Genomic DNA, 25350 nt, shown 5'->3' with positions numbered 1-25350 from the left:
GCTGGCAAAACGACAAGCGGCGGAGGAATTCAGGTATGCGGCTCAATCTCATTGCGGCAACGAGCACGATCGCGATCGTTCTGGCATCCGGAGCCTACGCCGCCGACATCAACCAGGCAGGGGCGAAACAGGTCGAAGAAAGCCTGACGAAGCTGCTGCCGAGGAGCGTGGCGAAAGACGGTTTCGTGACCGTGAACCCGGCAGGAACCCGCTACGAGATCATCTATGATTTTGCGAAGCTCCTGAAGAAGGTCGATCCGGGCAGCTTTTCGATCACCGGCTTGGCGCCCTGGTCGATGTTCGCGACACCGCAGGATGCCGGCCTTTGGAGCGTCGAAGGGCACAATTCCCTCAATGTTTCCGGCAACTTCAAGGCGCCGGGACAGCCGAAAGCGGATTTCACCTACGCCATCGATGCCTTCGCGTTCAGCGGCATTTTCGACCCGGCGATCAGCTATTTCCGCTCGGGTGACTTCTCCACGAAGGCCGTCAACTTTTCGTCGAAGACCGAAGCCGAGGAGGTCAGTGCCAGCTTTGACGGCATGAAGTACAAGGTGACGTCGTCGGAGGGCGCCACGGCTGGGACGACGAACTTTGCCACAAGCGGCTCCGCCACGGGATTCATCGAGAAGATCAGCAGCCGCGAGGTGCCTCCGGTCGAAATTCGCGCCGACGCATTTGATTTCGCGGCGGCGGTGAACGGCCTGCCGGCGAACAAGGTTCGCGACATCATCATGTTCGCGATCGACCACGCTGATGAAAAGAAGCTTGCCAGCGCGGACAGCGACAAGTTGAAGGCGATGCTTCGCGATGCGTTCCCGTTGCTCACGAGCTTCAACGAAACGATTGGCTTTAATAATCTAACGGTCTCGAGTGCTGCAGGGAACGGTGGTGCCAAGAACGTCGGTTACGAGGTCACGCTCGACGGTCCAGCCGATGCCACGCGTTTCGGGGTCGGTGTGACTGCGGAGCAGATCAGCTTTGCGAGCCCCATCGTTCCTGCAGCCTATTCGGCTTTCGTGCCACAGGAATTGCAGCTGCGATTCGCCATTGCCGACATGGATTTCGCAGCCTTCGGCGACGAGTTTCTCAAAGTTGATTTCACCGGCGGCCCCGCATCGCAAGACAGCGGCAAGAAGGCGGCCGAGCGGCTCTTCAAGGGCGGCGAGCTGGTGATGGATTTTCCGAAGATCAGCGCGGTCTCAAGTGTTTACGATGCCGAGATTTCCGGAAAAATTCGGGGGCGGATCGACTCGTCCAAAGATTATTCCATGGACGCGACGGTTCTGGCCCGTGACCTCGACAAGACGATCGCCGCCGTTCAGGAGCTTGCAAAGACCAATGCCGATCTCAATCAGGTTTCGTTTGGCTTGATGATGGCCAAGGGTTTTGCAAAGACGGATCCCGATGGACGCCAGCGCTGGGATATCAGTGTTGCGCGAAACGGATCCGTCACGATCAACGGCCAAGTCATCAAGGGCGCGGACTGAGCTCTCGGCGCGGATGGCGCTTGCGGGTCACCCCAGGCAGGTTCATGCTGTCTTCTAGCGTCGGCTCCAGGTGAGGGGCGGTACGCGGGCGAGAGGCAGGCCGATGAATTGTGCCGCCTGTGGCTGTGTGATCGAAAGCAGTTTTGCGTTCTGCCCCAAGTGCGGCGCAAGACAGCCTGTCGTGTGCGCCGCCTGCGGCGAGGCCTGCCAGCCCGGTTTCGCCTTTTGCCCGAAGTGCGGAACGGCCGTTGGTCGGCCCGAGAACCCCACTGCTAAAACAGAGGTGCCGCGGCCCCTCGCGCCGGTGTCATCACTCGACGATGTCGCCGACCGGCGTCCGCTGACCGTTCTGTTTGCCGATCTCTGCGGCTTCACTGCTCTTAGCGAGAGAACCGACCCCGAACTGATGCGCTCCCTGCAAAACGAGCTGTTCGAAGAATTGACGCGCGCGGTGGAAGCTTACGGTGGCTTTGTCGACAAGTTCGTCGGCGACGCGCTGCTTGCTTTGTTCGGTGCGCCGACGGCCCACGAGGATGATCCCGATCGTGCGCTTTGCGCAGCGCTCGACATGATTGCGGGGGCCGACCATCTTGGCGCCAAATGGCTGGATCTGGCTGGTGGTGACCCGCTGCAGTTGCATGTCGGCATCAACACCGGACCGGTGGTCAGCGGCGGCTTCGGGGCGGCGGCAGCGCGTTCCTATTCAGTGACCGGCGACACGGTGAACACGGCCCAGCGACTGCAAACCATGGCAGGCCCGGGCGAGATTCTGGTCGGGCCGGTGACCTGGCGCCTGACGCGGCATGCGTTTGCCTTCGAAAATCTCGGCTCTCTGGCGCTTCGCGGGAAGACGGGCGATGTGCAGGTGCATCGTCTCATCGGGCGGATGGAGACGCCCCATGCAGCGCGGGGACTAGAGAGCCTGGGACTACACGCCGAACTTATCGGGCGTGACGCGGAACTGTCGCGGATGTCCGATTGTTTGGGTTCTGCCTGTGGCGGAAATGCGCAGCTTGTCCAGCTCATCGGCGAGGCCGGCATCGGCAAGTCAAGGCTGGTCAAGGAGTTCCTTGCGGCCGTGGCTGAGGAAGAGCGATTTCGTCACGTTGTCGTGCGCCGCGCCGTCTGTTCGCCACTCGGCGAGCAGTCCTACGGCACGCTCGCATCCGTCCTGCGCAGCGCTTACGGGATAGCCGAGCGGGAAACGGCAGCCCGGACTGCGGAACTGCTGGCATCAGGATTGATCGACCTCGGCTTTAGCGAGAGCGAGGTCGCCGGTCTGACACCGCTCTTATCTTACGTCCTTGGCCTAGGAGATCCCGATGGAGCGCTGCGCCATGTCGAGCCGGAGCAGCTACGGCGGCAGATCTTTTACGCAACGCGCACGCTCTTCGAGCGACGCCTGTCGCTCAGCCCGCTGTTGCTGGTCGTGGAGGATCTTCACTGGGCGGATGCTGCTTCCATCGAGGCGCTTCGCTTCGTGCTGGACAAGCTGGAGCGAACGCGCCTGATGATGCTGACGACAGGGCGGTCGGTTGCTGAAGGCGAGGGCCTGGAGTCGAGCCGGATCAACCGTACGCTCATGCGCCTGGCGCCGCTCTCGGTTGCGGACGGCGAGGCACTGCTGGCCCAGCTATTCGGCATAGGCAGTTCGGTGCCTGCAAAAATGCGCTCACGAATTCTCGCGAGAGCGGGCGGCAATCCGCTGTTCATCGAGGAGATCGTCCGGGCCTTGATCGAGACGGGCGTACTGCATTCCGAAGGTGGAGCTTGGCGTGTCGCCGGCGCTGAAATGGGAACCGAGATACCGATGAGCCTGCAGGCGATGCTGCTTGCGCGCGTCGACCGTCTGCCGCCCGAAATCAAGCGCTTGGCGCAGGAAGCCGCTGTCATCGGTCCGCGCTTCGATCTCGCGCTACTTCGCGCCGTCGCATCGGATACAGCGCGCGTCGAGCATGGGTTGGACTATCTCTGCCAGGCTGAGATCGTGGAGGAGACGCCTGGCGCTGTTGCGACCAAGGCAACGTCCTATCGCTTTCCACAACAGCTATTGCACGATGCCATCTATGGCAATCTCTTGCTACAGCGTCGCAAGCAGTTGCACGCGCGCATCGGCGCTGCGATCAAGCGGATGCATCATGGGACACCAGATCGGCTCGAGGACATTGCACAGCTCGGCCGTCACTACTGCCGGGCGGGCGAGACGAGCGAGGGCGTGCAGTATCTCATGGCGGCGGGCGATCTGGCCCGCAAGATTTACGCCAATGACGATGCGATGCGTCTCTACCGCGAAGCGCTCGCGGCGATTTCGCAAGATCCGCAGGCCAGTTCGCAATTGCTTGCCCTTTCTGAGCGGTTCGCCGATCTATGCGGCCCGGCGGGAGAGCGCGACACAGCACGTGAACACTATGGGCGCGTACTGGCGACCTTAAGGAAGGCTGGTGATCGGCCTGGTGCGGCACGGATCCTTCGAAAGCTTGGCCGTCTCAATCTCGCCGCCGGCAGAGGGGATCTTGCCGATGCCGACTATGCCCAGGCAGCCTCGCTGCTAGGCGAGAGCAATGCGCCGATTGAGCTTGCCCATCTTCTCCAGGAGCGGGGGCATCTTGCCTTCCGAATGGGCGATCAAAGCGCGGCAGCACGCTGGGCCGATGATGCGCTATCGTGCCTCGACACAGCGGCGATCGATGAGGCAGGTCCCGCTGCCTCGGAAGCCGCGCAGGTGCGCGCGGAGGCGCTGAATACCAAGGGTGTGGCATTGGCGCGGCTGGGGCGGCACCGCGAGGCCGTGCGCGAGGTCGAGCGAAGCCTGGAGGTCGCCGAGGCGGCCGGCTTGTTCAGCGCTGCGTGCCGCGCCTATTCCAATCTGGGAGTGCTCTACACGATCGTCGATCCGGCGCGCGCCATCGATGTGTGCCGCCAAGGCCTGGAGGTCGCCACGCGGATTTCCGATCTCGGCTTTCAGGCTCGTCTCTTTGCCAATCTCGCTGTCGCTTGCTGCACCTTCACGGACAACTGCGCCAAGGAGGGAGTTCCGGCGGCCGAAAGGGCGATCGAGATCGACCGGGCGCTGGACCAGCGCGATCATCTGGCGGTGCCGCTCATCGTGCTCGGACAGATCCATCAATGTCACGGCAAACCGGATCTTGCCTGGAACTATTATGAGGAAGCGCTTCAGCTCGCGCGCGAAATCGGCGAACCGCAGCTCCTCTTTCCATGCTATGATGGGCTCGCGACGTTGAACCTTGAAAAGGACGACATGGCCGAGGCCGAGCGTTACTTTTCACTCGCCCAGGATGTTTGCGTCAGGCATGGGCTGGATCCCGACGCACTGGTCGTACTGCCCTTCCTGGATTGATTCAATGCCGGCAGGTAAAGTGCTGAGTTTTCGCTATTTTGTTCTTCTGCTCGGCGTTCCGCCGATGCGCAAGCGAGGGAGGGTGTCATGCCCGAAAGTCAAAGCGAAAGACCGCTGCAGCCCGGAGACCGCGCGCCAAACGTCGTTCTCGATGCGATCACGCGTCAGGGAAAAATTTCGATCGATGACTTCCGCGGGCAGAAGCCCGTGCTGGTCGGTCTGTTTCGCGGGCTCCACTGTCCGTTCTGCCGGCGGCAAATCGCCTCGATGGCGAGCCTCGCCGGCGATCTCCAGCAAAAGGGCGTCGAGAGCCTGACGATCGTCAACACCCCCATCGATCGGGCGCGCCTCTATTTCCATTATCACCCCTTGCCCAATCTGGTGGCGGCGTCCGATCCTGACCGAATATCGCATCGCGCCTTCGGGCTTCCGAATCTCGAATTCACACAATCGGAGACAGTATGGCCTTACAAGGTCAGCCTCGACACGCTCACCTCGATGCGCGTCAACATGCCCGATCTGCCCGGGCCGATGGCTCCGATGGCGGCTGTCGAATACCTCGACAATGCCGATGGCTACGAATTCACCGACGACGATAAGCGCATGATCGCAACGGGCGAGGGCCAATTGGTCGGCGAATTCCTGCTCGACCGCGATGGCGTCATCAGATGGTGCTTCACCGAGGTTGCCGACGAGGGGCGTCACATGTTCGGCGTACCGGCGCCCGAAGAAGTCATGTCGGCAGCATCGAACGTTGCCGCCTAACGCGCGCCGCGAGCTTTCAGGTCCGCGTGTCACGCCCTCGTCCATCTCGAGAGATGCGCTTCGGCTCCCGCGCACACAAAAGCCGCCGTCAGGGTTGCTGCTTCACCGCCGGCACGTCCCTTGGCTTATGATGCGGAAACCGCTGTTGCCAGCTTCGCAGGCATTCGGGAAGGTCCGCATCTGCGCTCCACGCTGGCCGCAGACCGGCCGGTATTCGCGGGTGCAGATGCCACCGGGTCGCGGCGGTGCGGGAGGCTGCGGGCGGATTGTTATGCCGGGCTGTCGGCGGCACTGGCCGCGGCTGATGACCGTGAAGTTGGCGGCGCGGGCCTGGCACGCATTGGAGAATGTCTGGACACGCGCCCCACGCTGGCCGCAGACCGGAGCAAATTCCATGGTGCACATCTGCGGCCCGGCCGGGCGAAGAGGAGGCGGCGGAGGCGGACGCGAATAACTCGGCCCGACGTCGACGGTGCAGGCGGAAAGAAGCGGGATGAGTGCAAGCAGAGCGAGCTGTCGCAGCGACAGGAATCCGGCGAGCGTCATTATTCTTCCCCTCACAGCTGGATTTCTTTCTAAATCCTAGCGCAAGTTGCATTTCCGGGGAAGTTCAAACCTCAGCGGTCGTTAAGAATTTTGTGGCGGTTCAGTCGAATAGGCTGGAGACCGACTCTTCCTGGCTGGTTCGGTTGATGGCTTCGCCGATCAGGCTTGCCGTGCTCACAACGCGGATGTTGTGGGCCGATTGAACGGCAGTCGTCGGCTGGATGGAGTCAGTGATGACAAGTTCGCGCAGCTTCGAAGAGGTGATGCGGGTAACCGCGCCGCCGGAGAGAACGCCGTGGGTGATATAGGCGGTGACGCTTGCAGCACCCTTTGCAAGAAGCGCATCGGCGGCATTGCAGAGCGTGCCGCCGGAATCGACGATGTCGTCGATCAGCAGGCAGTCCTTGCCTTCAACTTCGCCGATGATGTTCATGACTTCGGATTCACCCGGGCGGTCGCGGCGCTTGTCCACGATCGCCAGCAGACAGTCGAGGCGTTTGGCGAGCGCGCGGGCACGAACGACGCCGCCGACGTCCGGCGAAACGACCATGACGTTGCTGATGTCGTGGTTCGCCTTGATATCGCGGGTCAGGACCGGGATAGCGTAGAGGTTGTCCGTCGGAATATCGAAGAAGCCCTGAATCTGGCCCGCATGCAAATCGAGGGTCAGCACACGATCGGCGCCGGCTTCCGTAATGAGGTTGGCCACGAGCTTGGCCGAGATCGGCGTACGCCCCGAGGCGCGGCGATCCTGACGGGCATAGCCGAAATAGGGAAGGACGGCGGTGATACGGCGCGCGGACGAGCGGCGCATCGCATCGATCATGATAAGCAGTTCCATGAGATGATCGTTCGTCGGGAAAGACGTCGACTGAACGACGAACACGTCCTCGCCACGGACGTTTTCCTGGATTTCGACGAAGATTTCCTGGTCGGCAAATCTTCTGACGCTGGCTTTGCCCAAGGGCACATTGAGATAGTTGCAGATCGCTTCGGCGAGATGCCGGTTCGAATTGCCTGCGAAAACCTTCATCTTGGTCCGCCTATTACCTGCTGATAGCCGCGCTTTTTAGTCAGCTTGCTCCTGAATGCAAGGGCTAACGCGTCATCTTGGCTCATATTTCTAAAAAGCTTGTGGCTTAACCGCCACGAGCGTCGCGCCACGTTGAAAATTCGGTGATGGTTTTCGAGGCGATTTGCTGCATGACAGAGGCGGGAACGCCGGCCCAGGGATCCTGCGCTTCCGAGGGCACGCTTTCCTGTCCCTGGATACGGTGCAGGCGTGCGCCCCCGCCATCGAGAATGTCCCAGACGTAGACCACGGTCACCTTGCCGCTGTCGGAAAAGGCGGAGAGATATCCTTTCAGAATGTAGGCGCTGGAGCTGTCGTTCGAGCTTTTGATCGAAAACCCGTGCGACCGCGCCTCGGCTCCGAGTTGGCGCGAAAGCGGCGTGACGGCTTGAACCGGTGCGCCGATGATCGGCAGGAAGCGGACGGTCGTGGCGCGTGTCGAAGGCGAACTGGCATTCAGCATGGCAGTCTGGGTCTGCTGCCGTGGCGGCTCACGCGGGGGCGTTTCCACCATGTCTTCTTCTTCGGCCTGGGCGTTGGACACCGGCTCAGGCAGCGCCTCGGCTTTTGTCGGAGCGGAGGCGGCGGGCGAGCGCGTGTCGCTTTCGAGCGCCATAGCCTGGGCTTCCATCGTGGTCGGCGGTGCGCCCGAACCCTGCCGATAGCCCGTCTGGCTGTAGGCAGGGTGATATCCGTTCGATCGCTGTTCGGAGGCAAAAGCCTGCTGGCGCGGCGGCGATCCTGCCATGCGTTCCACGTCGCCCTGTGTTACCGGCGATGAACGCATGCTTGCGGAGGAGGAGCCGATGTCGACCAGGGGGACGAGGGCGTCGGTCGTGTTGCAGGCGGATAGGACAAAGCAGGCAAGGAGCATCGGCGCAGTCGCAACTCGCGTCATCCTTCGTTCCATCCTTCCCAGTGCCGCCCCGTGCACTTTATGAAGGCCGGCGCCGGCATGTGTCAATTCCGGATTCTTGCCCGCAATGGTTTGCGTCCTGATCTGCCTCTAATGGATAGAGCGGGATTTCAGCCGAAAACCGCTGACACTCTTCGGCGTCCCGCTCTAGACGCTGATGAAGTCCAGAGAGTGAAGGGAAAGCGCGCGCGGCGCATCGTCAGTCGTCAGATAGGTCTGTCCGAGGGTCATTGCCGTTCCCGTGTCGGAGTCCATGATGATCATGTGCACGAAGAGCGACATGTTCGGCTCGATCGGCTGCTGATTGCCGACATGGAACATCTGATGCTCCATCCAGGACGGCGAGAAACGGGCACCCAGCGAGTAGCCGCAGGCATTGAGACGGTGGCGGGACAGGCCGCGCTCATCCATGATTTTCGCATGCATGTCGAACACGTCCCCGAAGGTGTGGCCCGGCTTCAACACCGTTTCGATCGCCTGGATCGTCTCGAGGCAGGCATTGTAGAGTTCACGGTGGCGATAGGTCGGTTCACCGATGACGATGGTCCGCATCATTGCCGCATGGTAGTGCGCGTAGGTGCCGGCCCATTCGAGTGTCAACTGATCGTTCGGATCGAGTTTGCGGCGGCCGGCCTTGTAGCGGCAGAGCAGGGCGTCCTCGGCGGAGCCAATGATGAATTCGTTCGCGGGGTAGTCGCCGCCGCCGGCAAAGACGGCGCCCTGCATCGCGGCCAGAATGTCCGCTTCGTCCGCACCGGGCTTGGTCAGCGCGAGTGCCGCATCGAGTGCATCGTCGGCCAAAACAGCCGCACGTTCGACATATGCGACTTCGGCCGGGCTCTTAATCAGCCTCAGGCGGCTGACGAGATAGGAGGCGTCGACAATCTGTCCGAACGATGTCAACTGCGCATCGAGCATCCGGGCAACGCGGCCGGTCATGCCATGCGTATCGTATTCGACGCCGATCCTGGCGCCGAGCAGGTCCATCTCGACCAGCAGGTTCCTGAGATCGACGGTCGGGTCGGCATTCACCCGGTCGACCCAGATTTGGACATTTTCCAGGATAGAGGTGTGCTTGGCCTGGCGCAGGTCGGCCGAGCGCGTGATCAGGGCCATCGTCCCGTCGGCCTTGACGACAAGGGTCTGGAAGAAGCAGTAGCCGAAGGTGTCGTAGCCGGTCAGCCAGTACATGCTTTCTTGCGCGAAGAGCAGCAGGGCATCCAGCTTTTCTTCCCGCATCTTATCGGTCAGACGCGCAAGGCGGACGGCGAATTCGGGTCTGTCGAAGTGCAAGGCCATGCCGCTCAAGTCTCCCTGATTGCGATTGCAGAAATCTGCCGGCCGTAATCCGGCTCCTTGTTATGTGTGGTCCGGCGATAAGAGAAGAAACGCTCGGCGTCGGGATAAGTGCAGAGCCCCAGGCTTTCCGCCCGGACACCCGCGGCGCGAAGCCGATCGACTGTCAGCGCCTGCAGGTCGAACATCGCGTGCCCGGGTTTTTCAGAAATCACGAAATAACGCTCGTAGGATGGATCCTGTGTGACAAAGCGCTCCACGAATTCCGGGCCGACCTCGTAGCTCGCCTGGCTGATCGATGGCCCGAGACAGGTAACGATTGCCTCCCGCTTCGCGCCAAGTCGGACCATGGCGTCGATCGTGTTCTCCAGCACGCCGGTAAGGGCGCCTTTCCAACCGGCATGCGCGGCGCCGATCACACCAATCTCCGGGTCGGCGAACAGGATTGGTCCGCAATCGGCTGCCAGCACGCCAAGCGCTATTCCGGGGGTCGCCGTTACCATCGCATCCGCTGCAGGACGGGAGCCATCATAGTCTTTGTCTACGATCACCACATCAGGGGAGTGGACCTGGTGCACGGTAGCGAGACGCTCGACGGGCAACTCAAACCAGCTTGCCACGCGGCGGCGGTTTTCGTGAACCTTCTCGCGCTCGTCGTTCGAGCCGAGGCCAACGTTCAGGCCGCGATAGATGCCGTTTGAAACGCCGCCTTGCCGGGTGAAATAGCCATGGAGAATCGCCTCACCGGTTGCCTCTTTTAGCAGCGCGCTTTGGATCGGTGCCGGAGATGCTGCTTGTGTCATTAAAACTTCCGAGATTGCTTGAATTGCTTCGCCCGATTTCGCATGGCCAAGCCTTGTCGATTGCCGTGGATGTTGGCCCAGCGGTGCTCGGCCTGTCAATCCACTGAACGGAAGGGCATCAAATCCAGGTCCGGGTGCGAGACCGCCAAGACCTTGAAGAGTTCGCCCATGCGCCCTTCACCTTCGCCGGCCAGCCGATCGACTGCCGTCTGGATAATGTGCCGCGTATGTGGTTCGCGATCCCGGCCAAGAACGGCGGCGCGGTCGAGAATGCCGAGGCCGACAAGAAAATCGCCTTGGTGAAGCATGCCGTTGACGTAGACGCCGGCCGAAGTCGCAGCCTGTGCCAGCGCCTGGAAATCGACGTGGCTCGTCAGGTCCGCTTCGCCCGGATGCGCCAGCGGCGGGTCGTACTCATGCATACGCACCGCCTGTAGCGTATCGCCGTAGCCGCTCACGAGATGCCCGTAGTCGATGGCGACAGCCGTGCCGCCACATTCCTTCAGCCGATCGCAGATCGCGAGCATGACTGACTGGCGTGCCGGCGAGACTTCAAACACCGTTCCCGGGAGCACGTCCTCTTCCGGCCAGGGGAGAAGGCCTGAATCGATCCCTGCCACGCCGGCACCGAAAGTCAGTTCGCCCCCTGCGTCGACGCCGACCATACGTTCACGGAAGCCTGCCGGCGTCTTCACGAACTGACGGATCGGAATGGCATCGAACAACTCATTCGCCGCGACGAGCGAAAATCCTGGCGGCACTTCATCGAAACCGTGATGCCAGCTGACCTTGTCGCCATATGAAGCAAGCGTCTCCTGCTGGATGTCGCGCAAGCGTCCGCTGGTTTCGACGAGGTGCACCGTCATGTCCTCAAAAAGGGGCGGCGCGATACGGGAAATGACACGCAGCATATCCGACATCATGGTGCCGCGGCCGGGGCCGATCTCGACGAGGCGGACGCCTGCGGGTGTTCCGTGCCGCTGCCAGGCGTGCACGACGAAGACGGCGATCATCTCGCCAAAGAGCTGGCTGACCTCGGGCGCCGTCACGAAGTCTCCCGAGCGCCCGAACGGCTCGCGCGTCCTGTAGTAGCCGTGTTCCGGATCGGCCAGGCACAGCGAGAAAAAGTCCGTGACGCTGATCGGGCCGTTCGCCTGAATGATAGCCTTGATCTTCTCACCGAGCGCGGTGCTCATGGATCCCCTCCTGTCCAGCTGCGGTCAGTGCTGCAGAGCAGCCTGACGGCGGGCTCGAAGCATGGCCCAGATTCCCAGCAGAACCATCGGCGTGGAAAGCACCATGCCCATGGTGAGCCAATCGGTACCCAGCAGGTAGCCCAGCTGCGCATCCGGTTCGCGGAAGAATTCAACGAAGATACGAGAGAGCGCATAGCCGCAGGCAAAGACGCCGGTGACGAAACCGGGAACCTTCAACGCGCGGAAGCCGTAGATCAGAAGGGCGAGAACCAGGAGCAGCACGACGCCCTCCAGGCCTGCCTCATAAAGCTGGCTGGGGTGGCGAACAAAGTCGCCGCCGGGGCAATAGCCGTTGGTCTTCTCGATGTATTGGTTGCAGAAAACCATGCCCCAAGGCGCATCCGTCAAGCGGCCCCACAGTTCGCCATTGATGAAGTTCGCGATGCGGCCGCAAAACAGGCCGATCGGGACGACTGCCGAGACGACATCGAACAGGCTCCAGATCGGTATGCCGTTGCGACGTGCGAAGATCATCATCGCGATAACAGTGCCCGTCAGTCCGCCATGAAACGACATCCCGCCGTTCCATATCTGGATGGCCCGGATTGGGTTCTCGATCACCGACGGAAGATCATAAAAGAGGATGTAGCCGATGCGGCCGCCGAGAACGATGCCGAGCGCAACCCAGATGATGAAATCGTCGAGTTGCACCTTGGTGATTGGTGAAACATCGCCCGGCCACAGCTTGTCGTTACCGGCGATCTGACGCGCATAGTACCAGCCGAGCATGATGCCGGCGACATAAGCAAGTCCGTACCAGTGAATTGAGAGTGGACCGAGCGAAAAGGCGATCGGGTCGATCTCGGGGAAGGGCATGATCGCCATGAGATTGGCTACTGTCGGCAAGGTTTTCCCATTCGCTGGCGTGAGCCCTCTGGAGTGACCGGTCGGACGTCAACGCGCTTCAGTTCAAGGCGTCCTTTGCGACTTTCTGAAGGCGCGCCAAGCTCGATGTGGGCGGAAGATGGCGCCGGGATCAAGAGCGGTCAAGTCGATTGTTGGCGATCGGAAGCCTACGAGCAGGCTTATCCAGAGCAAAGCGCTTGCATCCTTGGTGGCGAAGCCCTACCTCATTCTTGAGGGGCTAAAAAAGCCCTAAGTGGTAAGTTGCAAAGGGAGAAAACCGCCATGACGACTGGAGCAAACCGCATCATGGACGAGTTCGCCAAGCTGATGACGGATGCCGCCGGCGCTGCCCAGGGTGTGCGTAAGGAAATCGAGACAGCCTTCAATGCGCAGGCGGAGCGCTGGCTCAATACGCTCGATATCGTCAAGCGCGAGGAATTCGAGGTCGTACGCGAAATGGCGATCAAGGCGCGCGATGAAAACGACGCGCTGCTTGCCCGCATCGCGGCTCTTGAAGAAAAGCTTGCCGCCAAAGGCAAGTAATTCCCGTTGTGACACAGGCCGTGGTGTGACCTTTATGAGACACGCCGCGGCTGCGACCTAAAAACCAGGTGCCGTTGTCCACCTGTGGACACTGCCAAAAAGATCAATGGGCAGAGTCAGTTAAACCCTCCTTCTGAATCTAAAACCGAAAAGCTTTCCACAGTGCCGTTCCCTAAAACGGCTGCGAGGGGCTGGCGTGTCGCCTAGCCCGTTATACACTGATTTTAAATGATGATTCGAAGCGGTTGGTAAGCTCCAGGCAGGTTTGACTGCGTTAAGTCTGGTAGCGGTTCAACGGTCATCAGGGTTGGTGGTTCCGGCTGTTGCGTGTGTTCTCCTTGTGTCTCGTTGACGAAGTTGGTTCGCATTCACTCCGGTCAAGAAGGTGCTGCATGAGCCTCATGGAATTGGAAGTCGAGCGTCAGTCGAACCCGGTCGATATGATCGAGTACGTCGCCGCCAATAACGACTGGTCTTTCGAGCGGTCGGGCGATGACGAGATTGCGATGACGGTTGAAGGGAAGTGGACCGACTACCACGTTTCCTTTTCCTGGATGGAAGAGTTCGAGGCGCTGCACCTGGGCTGCGCCTTCGACGTCAAGGTTCCCGAACAGCGTGTCAACGAAGTCACCAAGCTCCTGGCCGCGATCAACGGTCAGGTGCTGATGGGACACTTCGATCTCTGGCGCCAGGAAGACGTCATTATCTTCCGCCAATCGCTGCTGCTCGCCGGTGGTGCCGAGCCGACCAATCGGCAGGTCGAGGTTCTGCTCGCTAGTGCGCTCGACACCTGCGAGGCGTATTATCAGGCGTTCCAATTCGTGATCTGGTCCGGCATGGAGGCGAACCGCGCGATGGAAGCGGTACTCTTCGAAACGGTCGGCGAGGCGTAAATGTCATCCGCATCTTCAGGTCCTGTTGTTCTCATCGGTGCCGGCAACATGGGGGGCGCAATGCTCTCCGGCTGGCTGAAGAGCGGCGTGGCTGGCTCCTCCATCGTGGTTGTCGATCCCGGTCCGTCTGACCAGATGATGAAGACCATCAACGATGCCGGCGTGGCCCACGTTACCTCCGCTCCAGCCGGATTGACGGCAGGTGTCCTCTTCCTCGCGGTCAAGCCGCAGGTGATGGAAGCCGTGCTGCCGCCGGTGAAGGGCACGGTCGGGCCTGAGACGGTGGTCGTTTCCGTCGCAGCCGGCAAGACGCTGTCGTTCCTTGAGGGGCATCTCGGCGAGGCTGCGATGGTGCGCGCTATGCCCAATACGCCGGCCATGGTCGGTCGTGGCGTCACGGGCGCGTTTGCCAATCCGCGCGTCACGGCCGCGCAGCGCGAGCAAGTCCATTCTCTCTTGCGTGTATCCGGTCCCGTCGAGTGGGTTCCAACCGAAGCCGATATTGATGCCGTTACGGCGCTGTCGGGAAGCGGACCGGCCTATGTGTTCTATCTCGTCGAGTGTATGGCAGAGGCAGGCCGTAAACTTGGCTTGCAGGCGGACCTTGCCATGCGCCTTGCACGGGAAACTGTCGCGGGGGCTGGTGAGCTTTTGCACCAGTCCCCCGACGACGCCTCGCGGCTGCGCCAGAACGTGACCTCGCCGGGCGGCACGACGGCTGCTGCGCTTTCCGTCCTCATGGCCGAGGACGCGATGCAGCCGCTTTTCGACAAGGCCCTTGCCGCAGCACGCAAGCGCGCCGAAGAGCTTGCCGGCTGAGGACATCCGAACATGGCTGACGAAATCACCTATGCCGACTTCGAGCGTGTCGACATCCGCGTCGGTACGATTGTCGAAGCGAGCCCGTTCCCGCAAGCACGCAAGCCGGCCTTCAAGCTGTTGATCGACTTCGGGGCGGAAATCGGCCTCAAGAAATCATCGGCCCAGATCACCGTTCACTATACGCCCGAGAGCCTGATCGGTCGGCAGGTTCTCGGTGTGGTCAACTTTCCGCCGCGACAGATCGGTCCGGTCCGCTCGGAAGTCCTGACGCTCGGCTTCGAGGATGAAGCCGGCGCCATCGTTCTTGCGGCAGCGGACAAGCCAGTGTTGAACGGCAAGAAGCTGATGTGATCAGTGGATCTCGCGCGACAGTGGGTCAGTCAGCGAGAAAGCATGGAATACGGCTTCAAAGCCGGCGCGTTGCGGCGAGCAGAATGCCGGGCCGACGGCAACCTCCACAAATGCCGGATCAAACCAAGCAAGCCGCGCCATGCGCCAGTCCTCCATGCGATCTGTTCTGTATTGAATGAACAGAGCATCGCCAGTTCGCGTTACGCGCACGCCCATGCGGTCGAATGCGTGGTCGAGCCGAAAGGCCGACCAGTCGGAGTTGCCGTTGGTGACGACGACGCTGAAGTGCATTGCTCCATCGGTATATTCGATCCCGCATTTCATCCAATGCTTCGCATCGGCCCGAACCATGATGCCGGCCTGGTCGTAGAGTTCCTCATAGCGCGCGGAGAAGGATACGTCGGCCGTGAAGTCGCCCTGCCGCGGCCGATGCAGGAAATGCGCGTCGTCGCGGTGAAAGCCGTAGTAGGTTCCTTGCCAGAAGTCCGTCTTCGGTCCGGACCAGACATGCAGGTCGCCGTTGCGCTCTTCAAAGCGAGGCGGTGGGTTCAACCATGTCATTCGCGCCGTATCGATCGTCATCTGTTTTTTCACGCGGGTAGGCGGACGGTCGCCCGCAGACCGCCCAGAGGGCCGTCGCCAAGCGTGACGTTGCCGCCGTGGCTTCGGGCGATGTCGCGGGCAATGGCAAGGCCAAGGCCGGTGCCCGAGGCATCGAGATTGCGCGCTTCATCGAGCCGGAAGAATGGCTTGAAGACATCCTCGCGGTTCTTCTCGGGAATACCCGGACCATCGTCGTCAAAGGTGATCGTCAGCCACTTGGCGCTGTGTTTGGCGTTGACGTCGAGGGTGCTGGCGTAGCGGCGAGCATTCGAGGCGAGGTTCGTCACAAGGCGCGTGAAGGCGTTTGGACGCACCGAGATGCCGTCCGCTCCCTCGATAGAGTAAGTCAGCGTCTTACCTTCGTGGAGTTCGAAGTCGGCCTCCAGCCTTGCAAAGATATCGCTGAGCTTCATCTGGCCGACGTCTTCTTCAACTTCGCTTCGTGCGAAAGCCATGTAGGCCTCGAGCATCGACTGCATGTCGTTGACGTCTTCGTTCATGCCCTGCAGGTCGGGATTTTCGCCGGCCAGCGCCAGCTGCAGCTTGAAGCGGGTCAGGATCGTGCGCAGATCGTGGCTTACGCCAGTCAGCATTGCCGTGCGCTGCTCCATCTGCCGCTCGATGCGCTCGCGCATCAAAATGAAGGCGAGGCCTGCGCGGCGAACCTCGTCTGCACCGCGTGGGTGGAAGTTGTCAGCCTTCTGGCCCTTGCCGAAGCTTTCTGCTGCGTTTGCGAGGGCAAGGATGGGCCGGATCTGTCCCCGCAGGAAGAGGATCGAGATACCGATCAGCACCAGCGAAGCGCCGACCATCCAGACGATGAAGATGTGGGTGTTGGAGGCGTAGGTCGAGCTGCGTCTTGCCAGCACGCGAAGGATCTTGTCTTCGAGCTTGATGCGGATCTCGACGAGATTGGAATCGCCCAGTGTGTCGATCCAGAAGGGGCGCTTGACCTGGTCGCTGATCTCGTCACTCAGGATGCCGTCAAGGATCGAGAAAAAGGGCTTGGTTCGTGGCGGCGGCAGATCGCCGTCCGGTTCGATTGATATCTGCAGGTTCATCTGGTCGCGTGCTATGCGCGTGACTTCGCTGTAGTCCGTATCCTGGGGATAGGTCTCGATGATCTGGATGATCGCTGCAATATCGCGCGTGACGGCCGCAGAAAGGCGTTGCGTCACCATCTGCCAGTGGCGTTCCATGAAGACGGCGGCGACGACGGACTGCAGCAGCACCATCGGGATGATGATGATGAGAAGCGACCGGACGTAGAGGCCGGTCGGCAGATAGAGCCGCAATCTGCGCAACATCCACCGCCAGCCGCGGGCGGGCGAGCGGTCGTCGCGCCGAAGGGAGTCGAATGTCACCATCTGGTCGCTGGTCCTGGGGTTGCGACTATCAATCGATGCTCAAGCGGTATCCTATACCACGAACCGTCTGGAGCCAGACCGGATTTGCGGGATCGTCCTCGATCTTGCGTCGCAAGCGATTGATCTGCACATCGATGGTACGCTCGCCGACATCGACGTCGTTGCCGATGAGCTCATGCCGCGGAATGGTATCGCCGGCGCGCTTGGCAAACAGCAGCATGATTTCCTGCTCGCGATCCGTCAACCGGACCACTTCGGAGGCCTTCTTCAGCTCCTTGCGCGTCAGGGAGAAGGTATATGGTCCGAACATCACCTGTTCGATCTTCGGCGCATCGTTCGAGACATTGCGGCGCAGGATGTTGTTGACGCGCAGCACCAGTTCGCGCGGATCAAAGGGCTTGGCCAGATAATCATCGGCGCCCGCCTCCAGTCCGGCGATGCGGCTGCCCGATTCCGCCAGTGCCGTTAGCATGATAATCGGCACGTTCTTGATCGTGCGCAGGCCCCTGGTCACGTCGATCCCGGAATCGCCCGGCATCATGACGTCCATGATGATGAGGTCGAAATCCAGTCCGGCGAGCTTGCGTTGCGCCTCAGCGCCGTCCGCAGCCACCGTCACCCTGAACCCGTTCTCGGTCAAATAGCGGTTGAGCAGAGCGCGGATACGCGTGTCGTCATCCACAACAAGCAAGTGCGCAGCGTCGTCCGAAATCACTGTCTTTGTTGCCATTCAGTCTGCTTTCGCGTTTTGTCTGTTACGCATACCCCTCAGGAAGGCCTTTATGCCCTCCCGTACCTCCGGAGAAGCCCCGTCGAATGCTCTCTCAATACGGCGCGATTGCGGCTCCGCCAGAGCAAGAGCAAGCTCGCGCCCCATCTCGGTAGGATAGAGCTTGCGCTGCCGCCTGTCTTCAGGCCCCGCAATCTGACGAATATACCCCGAATCGATGAGTTGTTTGAGCACTCTTGCAAGACTCTGCTTGGTAATCTTCAATGTATCCAGCAGATCGGCAACCGTCATGCCGGGGTTGCGGTTAACAAAGTGAACGACACGGTGGTGCGCCCGCCCGAAACCGATCTCGGCAAGAATGGCGTCGGGATCGGAAACGAAGTCACGATAGGAAAAGAACAGAAGCTCGATGATCTCGAAATCGATGGTTTCCGTGTTTTCCATCGGCATCTTCAGCGGTTCTGGCTTGCCCGCCTTCGGGCTCGTCTGGCGTGCCAATTTGGCATTTCCTTTCTTGTTGCGCACCTCGGGGCAAGTTCTCGTAAAAATATGTCAGCATTGTTGACGTATCTCTGCGCCGTTGCTAGCTTCCCCAAGCGTTGCGAAGCCGGAAGAGGACGCCATTTCCAATGGAAATTTGGCCCGACTTCGCAAACTTCACTACAATGCGTAATTTTCCCCTGCGTGAGTGGATAAAACGTATTGGGGACAACAATCAACAGCAATGGCGTGCGGGCGCCGGAGGAGTGAGAAATGGCTTCAGTTCCCTTTGATCAATTGGATGGCGAAATCTGGTTCAACGGGGCATTCGTGCCGTGGAAAGACGCAAAGATCCACGTGCTGACCCATGGGCTCCACTACGCAAGCGCAGTATTCGAGGGGGAGCGCGCCTATGGCGGCCGGGTCTTCAAGCTGACGGAACATAACCAGCGCCTACACAAGTCGGCTGAGATTCTCGGCTTCAAGGTACCGTACCCGGTTTCTGAGCTGGATGCGGCGACGATCGAGCTCCTGAAGCGTCAGGGCTTTTCCGATGCCTATGTCCGCCCAATTGCCTGGCGCGGCAGCGAGATGATGGGTGTGTCGGCGCAAGCAAGCCGGATCAATGTCGCGATCGCCATTTGGCAGTGGGGGAGCTACTTCAATCCGGCCGAGAAGCTGAAGGGCATCCGGCTCGACATTGCCGAGTATCGCCGGCCCGATCCGAAGACGGCGCCCTGCGCATCGAAGGCTGCCGGCCTCTACATGATCTGCACGATTTCAAAGCATGCGGCCGAAGCCAAGGGATATGCCGACGCCATGATGCTCGATTATCGCGGCCAGGTGGCGGAAGCGACCGGGGCAAACATCTTTTTCGTCAAGGATGGTGTCATCCACACACCAACGCCGGATTGCTTCTTGAACGGCATTACGCGACAGACGGTGATCGAGCTCGCGAAGCGCCGCGGGATCGAGGTGGTTGAACGTGCCATCATGCCGGAGGAGCTTTCGGGTTTCAGCGAGTGCTTCCTGACGGGCTCGGCAGCCGAGGTGACGCCAGTCGCGGAAATCGGTCCCTATAAGTTCACGCCCGCGACAATCAGCGAGACGCTGCTGAACGACTACATGAAAGAGGTCTATCCGTCTGCTGCAGCAGCAGCGTAACCTTGCTTCCGGGTGCGGCCGGGCTTGCTAAGAGCGCCCGGTCGCCTTCCCATCGAAGCTCGTTACCTCGCGCGAGCGACTACCGCGCCGACGATCGTCGACAGAACGCCGCCGCCGATCAAGCCGCCTATACCGTCAGCAATGAGGCCGGTCATTGCGGCTTCTCCACCGACCATGCTGAGAAGCATGCCGCCGCCGATGCCGCCGATTGCGCCGGCGATCGTCCGGGCAACGGTATTGATTGCAACCTGCTTCAGTGCGCCGCTCGCAACATTGCCGCCGACGGCACCTGCTATCACTTGTGTGATGATAGGCAATAAGGCTTCCACGATTTCCCTCCTTCGCGTTTCCTCAAAACGCCACTGCCGGCTGCGCGGTCCGAAAGGATAGCCAGCCATACAGGCGATCCGACGTCCGACTGGGAGCAGGGATATCGTCTGAATTTCAGTACTTTATCATGATTGAATGTAAAGTGGAATGGAGAGCAACCCATGCGTGAAAGTTTTCCACGCTGCCGTCAAAGAAAGGCGCCCGAAGGCGCCTGTTCCATGTTGTGCATCATGGTCAGTTGTAGACATAAACGATGCGACGAGTACCGGGGTCCACAAGAACCGGCTGGTCGTTGATGCGGACATATCGATACTGATAGTCCGGAATCTCCTGGAACGTCACGTTAGCCGGCACCGCTGCACCAACAACGACGTCTCCGCGGAGGCGCACGGTCTGGGCCGGATTGGTTTGAACATAGGTGGTAACAGTTTCAGGCGGGCTGATCGCTTCGACGGAACCGACCGGGCCCAGCAATTCGTCACCTGGTGCCGGATCGGCAGGCGCGACACTTCCCGTTGTCTCATAGGTCACGACAGGGACGCCGAGATCGGTTTGGTGCTGTTCGACGATGACGCCGTTGCCAGCTTGTTCAACCTCAAGATACTGCGCATAAACCCAGCCACGGACGCCGTTGACCTCAACACGGCACCAACGGCTTCCCTGGATGCAGCCATCCAGCATTGCCTGCGAGCCGCGTGTCGCTATCCCGATGGAAGGATACTGGGGGCCGGGGCCGGCACGAACGTTCAGATCGTTGATGGCCGTGGCAACCATGTCCGCCTGGGCAAGACCGGCGCTTCCCACGACGATCGCGCCAGCCAGGAACAGATTTCGCTTCAAGGTCATCTCGTTTCTCCTTGTTTTGTACAGGCAGGTAACGTTTGGTTGATGGCGATGTTCCCGCGCGCCCAGTCTCGCCGGTAAACGATTGTATCAATGTGTTAAATTCGAACGGAGCCGGTGCCGAAACCTAGCCCAGGCATTGACGCTCTTTGCCTGACGCTGCGTTCGATAAATCGCGGGCTGTGCACGGCGCGGTTTCGGACTATAGACACACAGGACATAGAGAAGCGAGGCACTCATGGGCATGCTCCAGGCCGGCATTATTCCGGTGACACCCTTTCAGCAGAACTGCACGATCCTCTTTGATCCTGAGACGAAGGAGGGCGTCGTGGTCGATCCGGGCGGGGATGTGCCGGCGATCCTTGATGCCATCAAGTCGAACGGTTTCAGTATCAAGGAAATCTGGCTGACCCACGGCCATCTTGACCACGCCGGCGGTGCGAAGGAGCTCAAGGAGGCTCTGAGTATTGATATCGTCGGCCCGCATGAGGATGATCTTCCTCTGCTGCAGCGGATCGAGACGCAGGCGCAGAAATATGGTCTGCCGCCGGGCATGCAGAACGTCGTTCCCGACCGCTGGCTGAAGGACGGTGACAAGGTTTCCTTCGGCACTCACGAATTCGAAGTCTATCACACGCCGGGCCACGCGCCGGGCCATGTCATTTATTTCAATCGCGTGCAGAACTTTGCCCATCTGGGCGACGTGCTGTTCAACGGCTCGATCGGTCGGACGGATCTGCCGGGGGGGAACCACCAGCAACTGCTCGATTCGATCCGCGACAAGGTTTTGCCGCTGGGCGATGACGTCGGCTTCATTTGCGGGCACGGGCCGGGCAGTCGCATTGGTGATGAGCGACGCAGCAATCCGTTCCTTGAGGGGATCTGACCGCCAAAATAAAAGCGCCGCTGAAAGCGGCGCTTCGTGTTTAATCATATAGTGCGACGATCAGCCAGCTGTGCAGAAGTGGCTGCGACCGTCGTAGCCGATATAGGTGCCGCTACGCGGGTCGAAGGACCGGTAGCGATAGGAGCAATAGCGCTCCCACTGCGGGGTCCAGGGCTCGACGTCGGCACGATAATAGCGAGCCGGGGGCGCGCGATAGACTGGAACTGCTTCGTATTCCGGCTCATAGGGGGGATCGATGTAGCGCGGCTCATCATAACGCGGGGCGCTGGCGATGGCAGAACCAACGATAAGACCTGTTGCCAAGCCTACGGCACCGCCGACGAGGGCATCGTCGTTGTGGTGGTGGCGACGCCAATCACCGGCGGACGCAACGCTGATCGATGATACGGTGAGGGCAGCAGCAGTTGCCGTCATGAGGAGCGTTTTCGCAAGCCTGTTCATTTGTCTTTCCCTGTTTCAACCGATTCCGGTTCTGCACCTTGATGATGGCAAGGTAAGGGCCGCGATGTGAATGCACGCTGAATGACAAAACCCGGCATCGCTGCCGGGCTTCAACTCGAATTGACAGCGTTGGCTGGAGGCTCAGCCTGCAATCTGCAGGTTGACAGCCTTGGGGCCCTTGCCGCGGCGATCCGGCTCCGTGTCGAAGCTAACCTTCTGATTCTCCGTCAGCCCGGCCAAGCCAGAAGCCTGAACGGCAGAAATGTGCACAAAGATGTCGGCGCCGCCCTTGTCCGGCTTGATAAAGCCAAAACCTTTGTCGGTATTGAAGAATTTTACAGTGCCAGTCTCGGCCATGCGTCAGGTCCTTTTATCTCTGCCCGCCATCCACACGGGCAGCATCACTGATATTGCCTCCTTGCGGAGACGTTAGCAGGCAATCATTGAAATGTGAGAAAAAGGTCCCCTCTAGCTCAACCAGATTCGCCACGGAACTGACGCCCGCTTTGTTGGAACTGGTTGACCGGAATATTAGCGTCTCCGGCGCGCACATTCCTAAGGACTTCCCATGCTCGCAAAATGCCCGAACACGGTGAGAGTGCTGCGATTATTAAATTTTGGCAAGCAAAAGTTTTTTAACGCCTCTGTGCCGATACGCCTCTTTGAACGGCATTTTCGCGCGCCTAGCGCAAAAATTTGGCCGTCAGCCGCCGCAGATCAACGCTTTATATCGTTGGCAATATAGTTTGGGAGCAGATTTTGCCAAAAATGCAACAATAACGCGACTACGCAAGAGCTAAAGTTTTTTTCTTTTCTGGACATTCAACCCAAATTTGGGCTCGGTTTCAGCCTGTCCGAAGCACGGCGGCGTGCCATTTCGGGCACCACTTCAACCAGAAGCATAGCGGTAAACATCAACGCGCAGCCGGCGTAGCCGAGCGGTGGCATGGTTTCGCCCAGCATCAGGGCGCCGAGCGAGGCGCCGAAGAGCGCTTCAGAGGACAGGAAGATCGCTGCCTGCGACGGGGTCGTGTATCGTTGGCCGATGATCTGCAGCGAAAAGGCGACACCCGAGGAGAAGAGACCGACATACAGGATCTCGGGGGCGGCAGCCCACACCGCCTCCCAGCTGATCGGTTCCGCGACGATGCCAACGGCCAGCGCGCAGGCGCCGGCCACGGCAAACTGGGCGGTCGAGAGTGCAAGCGGACGACCGGTTTCGGATACCGTAGTGCCTGCCAAAGTGATCTGCCCGGCCCAGAAGATTGCGCAAACGACCGTCAACAGATCGCCGGTCGTCAGGGCCGAGAGCTGTCCGCCCGACAACAAGTAGATGCCGGATACGGCCATGATCGCACCCGGCCAGATGACCCAGTGCGGAGAGCGGCGGAGGAAGATAACGGCGATCAAGGGGACGATCACGACATAGAGCCCGGTAATGAAACTCGAATTCGTCACCGTCGTCGTCTGCAGGCCGATCTGCTGCGTTGCGGCGCCGCCGAACAGCGCAAGACCCGTCAGCAGATAGAGCTTGAGATGGTGCGGCGCGGTCTTGACTGGCGCCTTGCGTGCCTCGAGCAGCATGAACGGCAGAACCGCCACTGCAGCAATCATGAAGCGCAGGCCAATGAACCAGAACGGACCGATCGCCTTCATTGCCGTTGACTGCGCGACAAAGCCGCCGCCCCAGATGGCAGCTGCAAGCAATAGAAGGAGGTTCGCCTGAATGCGCGTCATTTCGTCCTCTGGGCGGGAGCGGGAGAGTATGGCCCGAGCGTTAACAGTTGCCTTTCGTTTGAGCAAGGGTGAAGAATGTCGCCACAGCGTGAGCGCCTGAAGGCAAACGGATGACAACGAAAGCGGTTTCATCTCCGGACGAAGAGGCTGCGCCGTCACCGCGCCGACATGATGCGCCGGCGGGGTATTCCGGCAGTTCACTGACGCGAAAGCTGGGCTTGAGGGAAGGGCAGGCGGCACTGTTGATCGGCGTGCCCGAGATCACCGAGATACAAGGCTTTGACCACTTCTCCTCTGTCGAGACTGCTTTGCCACCAATGATCGAGCGTCGCTTCGACTATGGCCACGTTTTTGAAACGCGCCGGCCAGTTCTGGAAGACATGGCACCGGTTCTGTCGGGCGTCCTTAAACCCGACGGGATGCTGTGGATTTCCTGGCCCAAGAAAGCGGCGCGGGTGCCGACGACAATCACCGAAGACGTCCTAAGATCGATTTTCCTGCCTTTGGGACTGGTTGACGTCAAAGTTTGCGCCATAGACGAAACATGGTCCGGCCTGAAGTTCGTGATTCGAAAGGAACTGCGCGCCGGTCCTTAGGCTTTGCATCAACCATTGTTGGCCGGCGCTCGGGACACTCTCAGCAAGGCACCATCATCTTCATCCGTAAGGATCAGCAAGGCGCCGTCCGGTGCGATGACCACATCGCGCATGCGGCCATAGGAGCCGTCGAATATCCGCTCCTCGGCGACGAAGGCTCCGCCATCATTGCGCTGCATACGCGAAAGTAGCTGAAACTTCAGCGCAGCAACGAGAAAGTTGCCATCCCATTCGGGGAACATCTTGCCGCGATAAATGGCCAGTGCTCCCGGCGCTATGGACGGGTCCCAATAATAAAGAGGTTGTTCAAGTCCTTCCTTGGCCGTGCCTTCGCCGATCTCGGCGCCGGAATAATCGCGGCCATAGGTGATGATCGGCCAGCCGTAGTTCTTGCCGGGTTCGATGGAGTTGATCTCATCACCGCCACGGGCACCGTGCTCAGCCGTATAGAGCTTGCCGTCGGCGGCATCGAAGGCGATGCCTTGCGGATTGCGATGGCCTTTCGACCATATTTCCGCAAGCGCCTTGGCGCCGTCCTTGAAAGGGTTGTCATCAGGAATGCTGCCATCAGCGTTGATGTGAATGATGGAGCCGGCGTCGTCCTTCCAGTCCTGGGAGCGATCCCTGTCGCCGCGATCGCCGATGCTAATGAAAAGCGAGCCGTTCTTGGCGAAGGCGATGCGAGAGCCGTACTGGATGTTGCCGCTGGTAAAACGCTTCATCGCAAAGATGGATCTGACGTCCTCGAGGCTTGTTCCGTCTTTTGACAGCGTGGCGCTGAAGACCTCAGTGCCGGAGCCATCCTTGGCCCTTGTCGCAGCGGTGAGGAATATCCTGCGGCTCATTCCAAAATCAGGCGCGAGCGCAACGTCCATCAGGCCTCCTTGGCCGCGGGCATTGACATCAGGGACGCCGGCGATGGGGGTGGAGAGCTTGCCGTTGCGGATGATGCGCAGCCGTCCCGGTCGCTCGGTGACAAGATAGGAGCCGCCAGGAAGAACCTCCACGGCCCAAGGATGCTCGAGCCCTGTTGCAATCGTATCGACTTGCACCTCGACCGTTTTCGTCTTGACGATATCGGCAGAGAAGCCCGGGGAGGCGGCCAAGGCTGCTGTTGCGAGAAGAAATCCGAAGTGAAGCCGTGCAAGTGTCGTCATGGTCCGTCCCGTCGTCTGTCCAGATCAACGTGGAGCGT

27 protein-coding genes are annotated in these 25350 nt (G+C 60.3%); 10 read left to right on the top strand and 17 right to left on the bottom strand.

Annotation, left to right across the window (positions count from 1 at the left end; all coding sequences use genetic code 11):
• The first annotated feature begins 35 nt into the window (after nucleotides 1–35).
• The 3 genes from K9B32_RS14110 to K9B32_RS14100 all read left to right on the top strand — a co-directional run bounded on the left by K9B32_RS14110 (nucleotide 36) and on the right by K9B32_RS14100 (nucleotide 5613).
• Nucleotides 36–1490 carry a hypothetical protein gene (locus tag K9B32_RS14110; protein ID WP_224563095.1) on the top strand — a complete coding sequence of 485 codons (1455 nt, stop codon included), beginning with the start codon at nucleotides 36–38 and terminating at the stop codon, nucleotides 1488–1490.
• A 103-nt stretch (nucleotides 1491–1593) separates the two neighbouring features.
• On the top strand, nucleotides 1594–4848 hold the full coding sequence (locus K9B32_RS14105) for an adenylate/guanylate cyclase domain-containing protein (RefSeq protein WP_224563094.1): 3255 nt from the start codon (nucleotides 1594–1596) through the stop codon (nucleotides 4846–4848).
• A gap of 87 nt (nucleotides 4849–4935) precedes the next feature.
• Nucleotides 4936–5613: a peroxiredoxin-like family protein gene (locus tag K9B32_RS14100; protein WP_224563093.1), complete on the top strand. Its 678-nt coding sequence runs from the start codon at nucleotides 4936–4938 to the stop codon at nucleotides 5611–5613.
• A 102-nt stretch (nucleotides 5614–5715) separates the two neighbouring features.
• Here K9B32_RS14100 and K9B32_RS14095 read toward each other — a convergent pair whose 3' ends face one another.
• From K9B32_RS14095 to lgt, 7 genes are all read right to left on the bottom strand, one after another.
• Nucleotides 5716–6159, bottom strand: coding sequence for a Kazal-type serine protease inhibitor family protein (locus K9B32_RS14095; protein WP_224563092.1), 444 nt, complete (start codon nucleotides 6157–6159; stop codon nucleotides 5716–5718).
• A 100-nt stretch (nucleotides 6160–6259) separates the two neighbouring features.
• Complete coding sequence (locus K9B32_RS14090; RefSeq protein ID WP_224563091.1) at nucleotides 6260–7192, bottom strand: ribose-phosphate pyrophosphokinase; 933 nt, start codon at nucleotides 7190–7192, stop codon at nucleotides 6260–6262.
• Between the two features lie 106 nt (nucleotides 7193–7298).
• Nucleotides 7299–8129: a hypothetical protein gene (locus K9B32_RS14085; protein ID WP_224563090.1), complete on the bottom strand. Its 831-nt coding sequence runs from the start codon at nucleotides 8127–8129 to the stop codon at nucleotides 7299–7301.
• A 165-nt stretch (nucleotides 8130–8294) separates the two neighbouring features.
• Nucleotides 8295–9446 carry a M24 family metallopeptidase gene (locus tag K9B32_RS14080; RefSeq protein WP_224563088.1) on the bottom strand — a complete coding sequence of 384 codons (1152 nt, stop codon included), beginning with the start codon at nucleotides 9444–9446 and terminating at the stop codon, nucleotides 8295–8297.
• A gap of 5 nt (nucleotides 9447–9451) precedes the next feature.
• Nucleotides 9452–10246 (bottom strand): peptidoglycan editing factor PgeF, encoded by a 795-nt coding sequence (pgeF, locus tag K9B32_RS14075; protein WP_224563086.1) that lies wholly within the window; start codon nucleotides 10244–10246, stop codon nucleotides 9452–9454.
• Nucleotides 10247–10341: 95 nt separating this feature from the next.
• Nucleotides 10342–11442, bottom strand: a complete 1101-nt coding sequence (locus tag K9B32_RS14070) for a class I SAM-dependent methyltransferase (RefSeq protein WP_224563084.1) — start codon at nucleotides 11440–11442, stop codon at nucleotides 10342–10344.
• 24 nt (nucleotides 11443–11466) lie between these two features.
• Nucleotides 11467–12348 (bottom strand): prolipoprotein diacylglyceryl transferase, encoded by an 882-nt coding sequence (gene lgt / locus K9B32_RS14065; protein ID WP_224563082.1) that lies wholly within the window; start codon nucleotides 12346–12348, stop codon nucleotides 11467–11469.
• Nucleotides 12349–12630: 282 nt separating this feature from the next.
• Here lgt and K9B32_RS14060 point away from each other — a divergent pair, with 282 nt between their 5' ends.
• The 4 genes from K9B32_RS14060 (at nucleotide 12631) to K9B32_RS14045 (ending at nucleotide 14957) form a co-directional block, all read left to right on the top strand.
• Nucleotides 12631–12891 (top strand): accessory factor UbiK family protein, encoded by a 261-nt coding sequence (locus K9B32_RS14060; protein ID WP_007534115.1) that lies wholly within the window; start codon nucleotides 12631–12633, stop codon nucleotides 12889–12891.
• A 392-nt stretch (nucleotides 12892–13283) separates the two neighbouring features.
• Nucleotides 13284–13784 carry a YbjN domain-containing protein gene (locus tag K9B32_RS14055; RefSeq protein ID WP_132588767.1) on the top strand — a complete coding sequence of 167 codons (501 nt, stop codon included), beginning with the start codon at nucleotides 13284–13286 and terminating at the stop codon, nucleotides 13782–13784.
• On the top strand, nucleotides 13785–14603 hold the full coding sequence (gene proC / locus K9B32_RS14050) for a pyrroline-5-carboxylate reductase (protein ID WP_224563079.1): 819 nt from the start codon (nucleotides 13785–13787) through the stop codon (nucleotides 14601–14603). It begins immediately after the preceding gene.
• 12 nt (nucleotides 14604–14615) lie between these two features.
• Entirely contained in the window at nucleotides 14616–14957 is a 342-nt protein-coding gene (locus K9B32_RS14045) for a tRNA-binding protein (RefSeq protein WP_224563076.1), read from the top strand.
• On the opposite strand, the gene K9B32_RS14040 is transcribed toward K9B32_RS14045, so the two are convergent.
• From K9B32_RS14040 to K9B32_RS14025, 4 genes are read right to left on the bottom strand one after another with little or no spacing between them, the layout of a single operon-like run.
• Entirely contained in the window at nucleotides 14958–15539 is a 582-nt protein-coding gene (locus tag K9B32_RS14040; protein ID WP_224563073.1) for a DUF1349 domain-containing protein, read from the bottom strand. It abuts the gene before it with no gap.
• Between the two features lie 8 nt (nucleotides 15540–15547).
• Nucleotides 15548–16927: an ATP-binding protein gene (locus K9B32_RS14035; protein WP_224563070.1), complete on the bottom strand. Its 1380-nt coding sequence runs from the start codon at nucleotides 16925–16927 to the stop codon at nucleotides 15548–15550.
• A gap of 28 nt (nucleotides 16928–16955) precedes the next feature.
• Nucleotides 16956–17657, bottom strand: coding sequence for a response regulator (locus tag K9B32_RS14030; protein ID WP_007790008.1), 702 nt, complete (start codon nucleotides 17655–17657; stop codon nucleotides 16956–16958).
• Complete coding sequence (locus tag K9B32_RS14025) at nucleotides 17658–18155, bottom strand: MarR family winged helix-turn-helix transcriptional regulator (protein ID WP_224563068.1); 498 nt, start codon at nucleotides 18153–18155, stop codon at nucleotides 17658–17660. It abuts the gene before it with no gap.
• A 255-nt stretch (nucleotides 18156–18410) separates the two neighbouring features.
• Here K9B32_RS14025 and K9B32_RS14020 point away from each other — a divergent pair, with 255 nt between their 5' ends.
• Nucleotides 18411–19301: a branched-chain amino acid aminotransferase gene (locus tag K9B32_RS14020; RefSeq protein ID WP_224563064.1), complete on the top strand. Its 891-nt coding sequence runs from the start codon at nucleotides 18411–18413 to the stop codon at nucleotides 19299–19301.
• A 62-nt stretch (nucleotides 19302–19363) separates the two neighbouring features.
• On the opposite strand, the gene K9B32_RS14015 is transcribed toward K9B32_RS14020, so the two are convergent.
• Together K9B32_RS14015 and K9B32_RS14010 are read right to left on the bottom strand one after the other, a co-directional pair.
• Nucleotides 19364–19630: a hypothetical protein gene (locus K9B32_RS14015; protein ID WP_224563062.1), complete on the bottom strand. Its 267-nt coding sequence runs from the start codon at nucleotides 19628–19630 to the stop codon at nucleotides 19364–19366.
• Between the two features lie 235 nt (nucleotides 19631–19865).
• The gene (locus K9B32_RS14010; RefSeq protein WP_224563060.1) at nucleotides 19866–20477 is read right to left on the bottom strand and encodes a DUF1236 domain-containing protein; all 612 of its coding nucleotides are present in this window, start codon (nucleotides 20475–20477) and stop codon (nucleotides 19866–19868) included.
• A gap of 235 nt (nucleotides 20478–20712) precedes the next feature.
• Between K9B32_RS14010 and K9B32_RS14005 the strand changes: the two genes are divergently transcribed.
• Nucleotides 20713–21360 carry an MBL fold metallo-hydrolase gene (locus K9B32_RS14005; protein WP_224563058.1) on the top strand — a complete coding sequence of 216 codons (648 nt, stop codon included), beginning with the start codon at nucleotides 20713–20715 and terminating at the stop codon, nucleotides 21358–21360.
• Nucleotides 21361–21420: 60 nt separating this feature from the next.
• Here the strand turns inward: K9B32_RS14005 and K9B32_RS14000 are convergent, their stop codons facing one another.
• From K9B32_RS14000 to K9B32_RS13990, 3 genes are all read right to left on the bottom strand, one after another.
• The gene (locus K9B32_RS14000; protein ID WP_224563056.1) at nucleotides 21421–21822 is read right to left on the bottom strand and encodes a BA14K family protein; all 402 of its coding nucleotides are present in this window, start codon (nucleotides 21820–21822) and stop codon (nucleotides 21421–21423) included.
• A gap of 141 nt (nucleotides 21823–21963) precedes the next feature.
• Entirely contained in the window at nucleotides 21964–22179 is a 216-nt protein-coding gene (locus tag K9B32_RS13995) for a cold-shock protein (protein ID WP_007534130.1), read from the bottom strand.
• Nucleotides 22180–22644: 465 nt separating this feature from the next.
• Nucleotides 22645–23559 carry a DMT family transporter gene (locus K9B32_RS13990; protein ID WP_224563055.1) on the bottom strand — a complete coding sequence of 305 codons (915 nt, stop codon included), beginning with the start codon at nucleotides 23557–23559 and terminating at the stop codon, nucleotides 22645–22647.
• A gap of 110 nt (nucleotides 23560–23669) precedes the next feature.
• Between K9B32_RS13990 and K9B32_RS13985 the strand changes: the two genes are divergently transcribed.
• Complete coding sequence (locus K9B32_RS13985) at nucleotides 23670–24155, top strand: DUF3052 domain-containing protein (protein ID WP_224563053.1); 486 nt, start codon at nucleotides 23670–23672, stop codon at nucleotides 24153–24155.
• Between the two features lie 8 nt (nucleotides 24156–24163).
• Here the strand turns inward: K9B32_RS13985 and K9B32_RS13980 are convergent, their stop codons facing one another.
• Nucleotides 24164–25312 (bottom strand): PQQ-dependent sugar dehydrogenase, encoded by a 1149-nt coding sequence (locus tag K9B32_RS13980; protein ID WP_224563051.1) that lies wholly within the window; start codon nucleotides 25310–25312, stop codon nucleotides 24164–24166.
• Nucleotides 25313–25350 lie beyond the last annotated feature (38 nt).

It is taken from the genome of Rhizobium sp. 3T7, assembly GCF_020166565.1.
Taxonomy (GTDB): Bacteria; Pseudomonadota; Alphaproteobacteria; order Rhizobiales; family Rhizobiaceae; genus Rhizobium.
The sequence above is the reverse complement of the archived record's forward strand: the minus strand, read 5'-3'. Positions and strand labels throughout refer to the sequence as shown.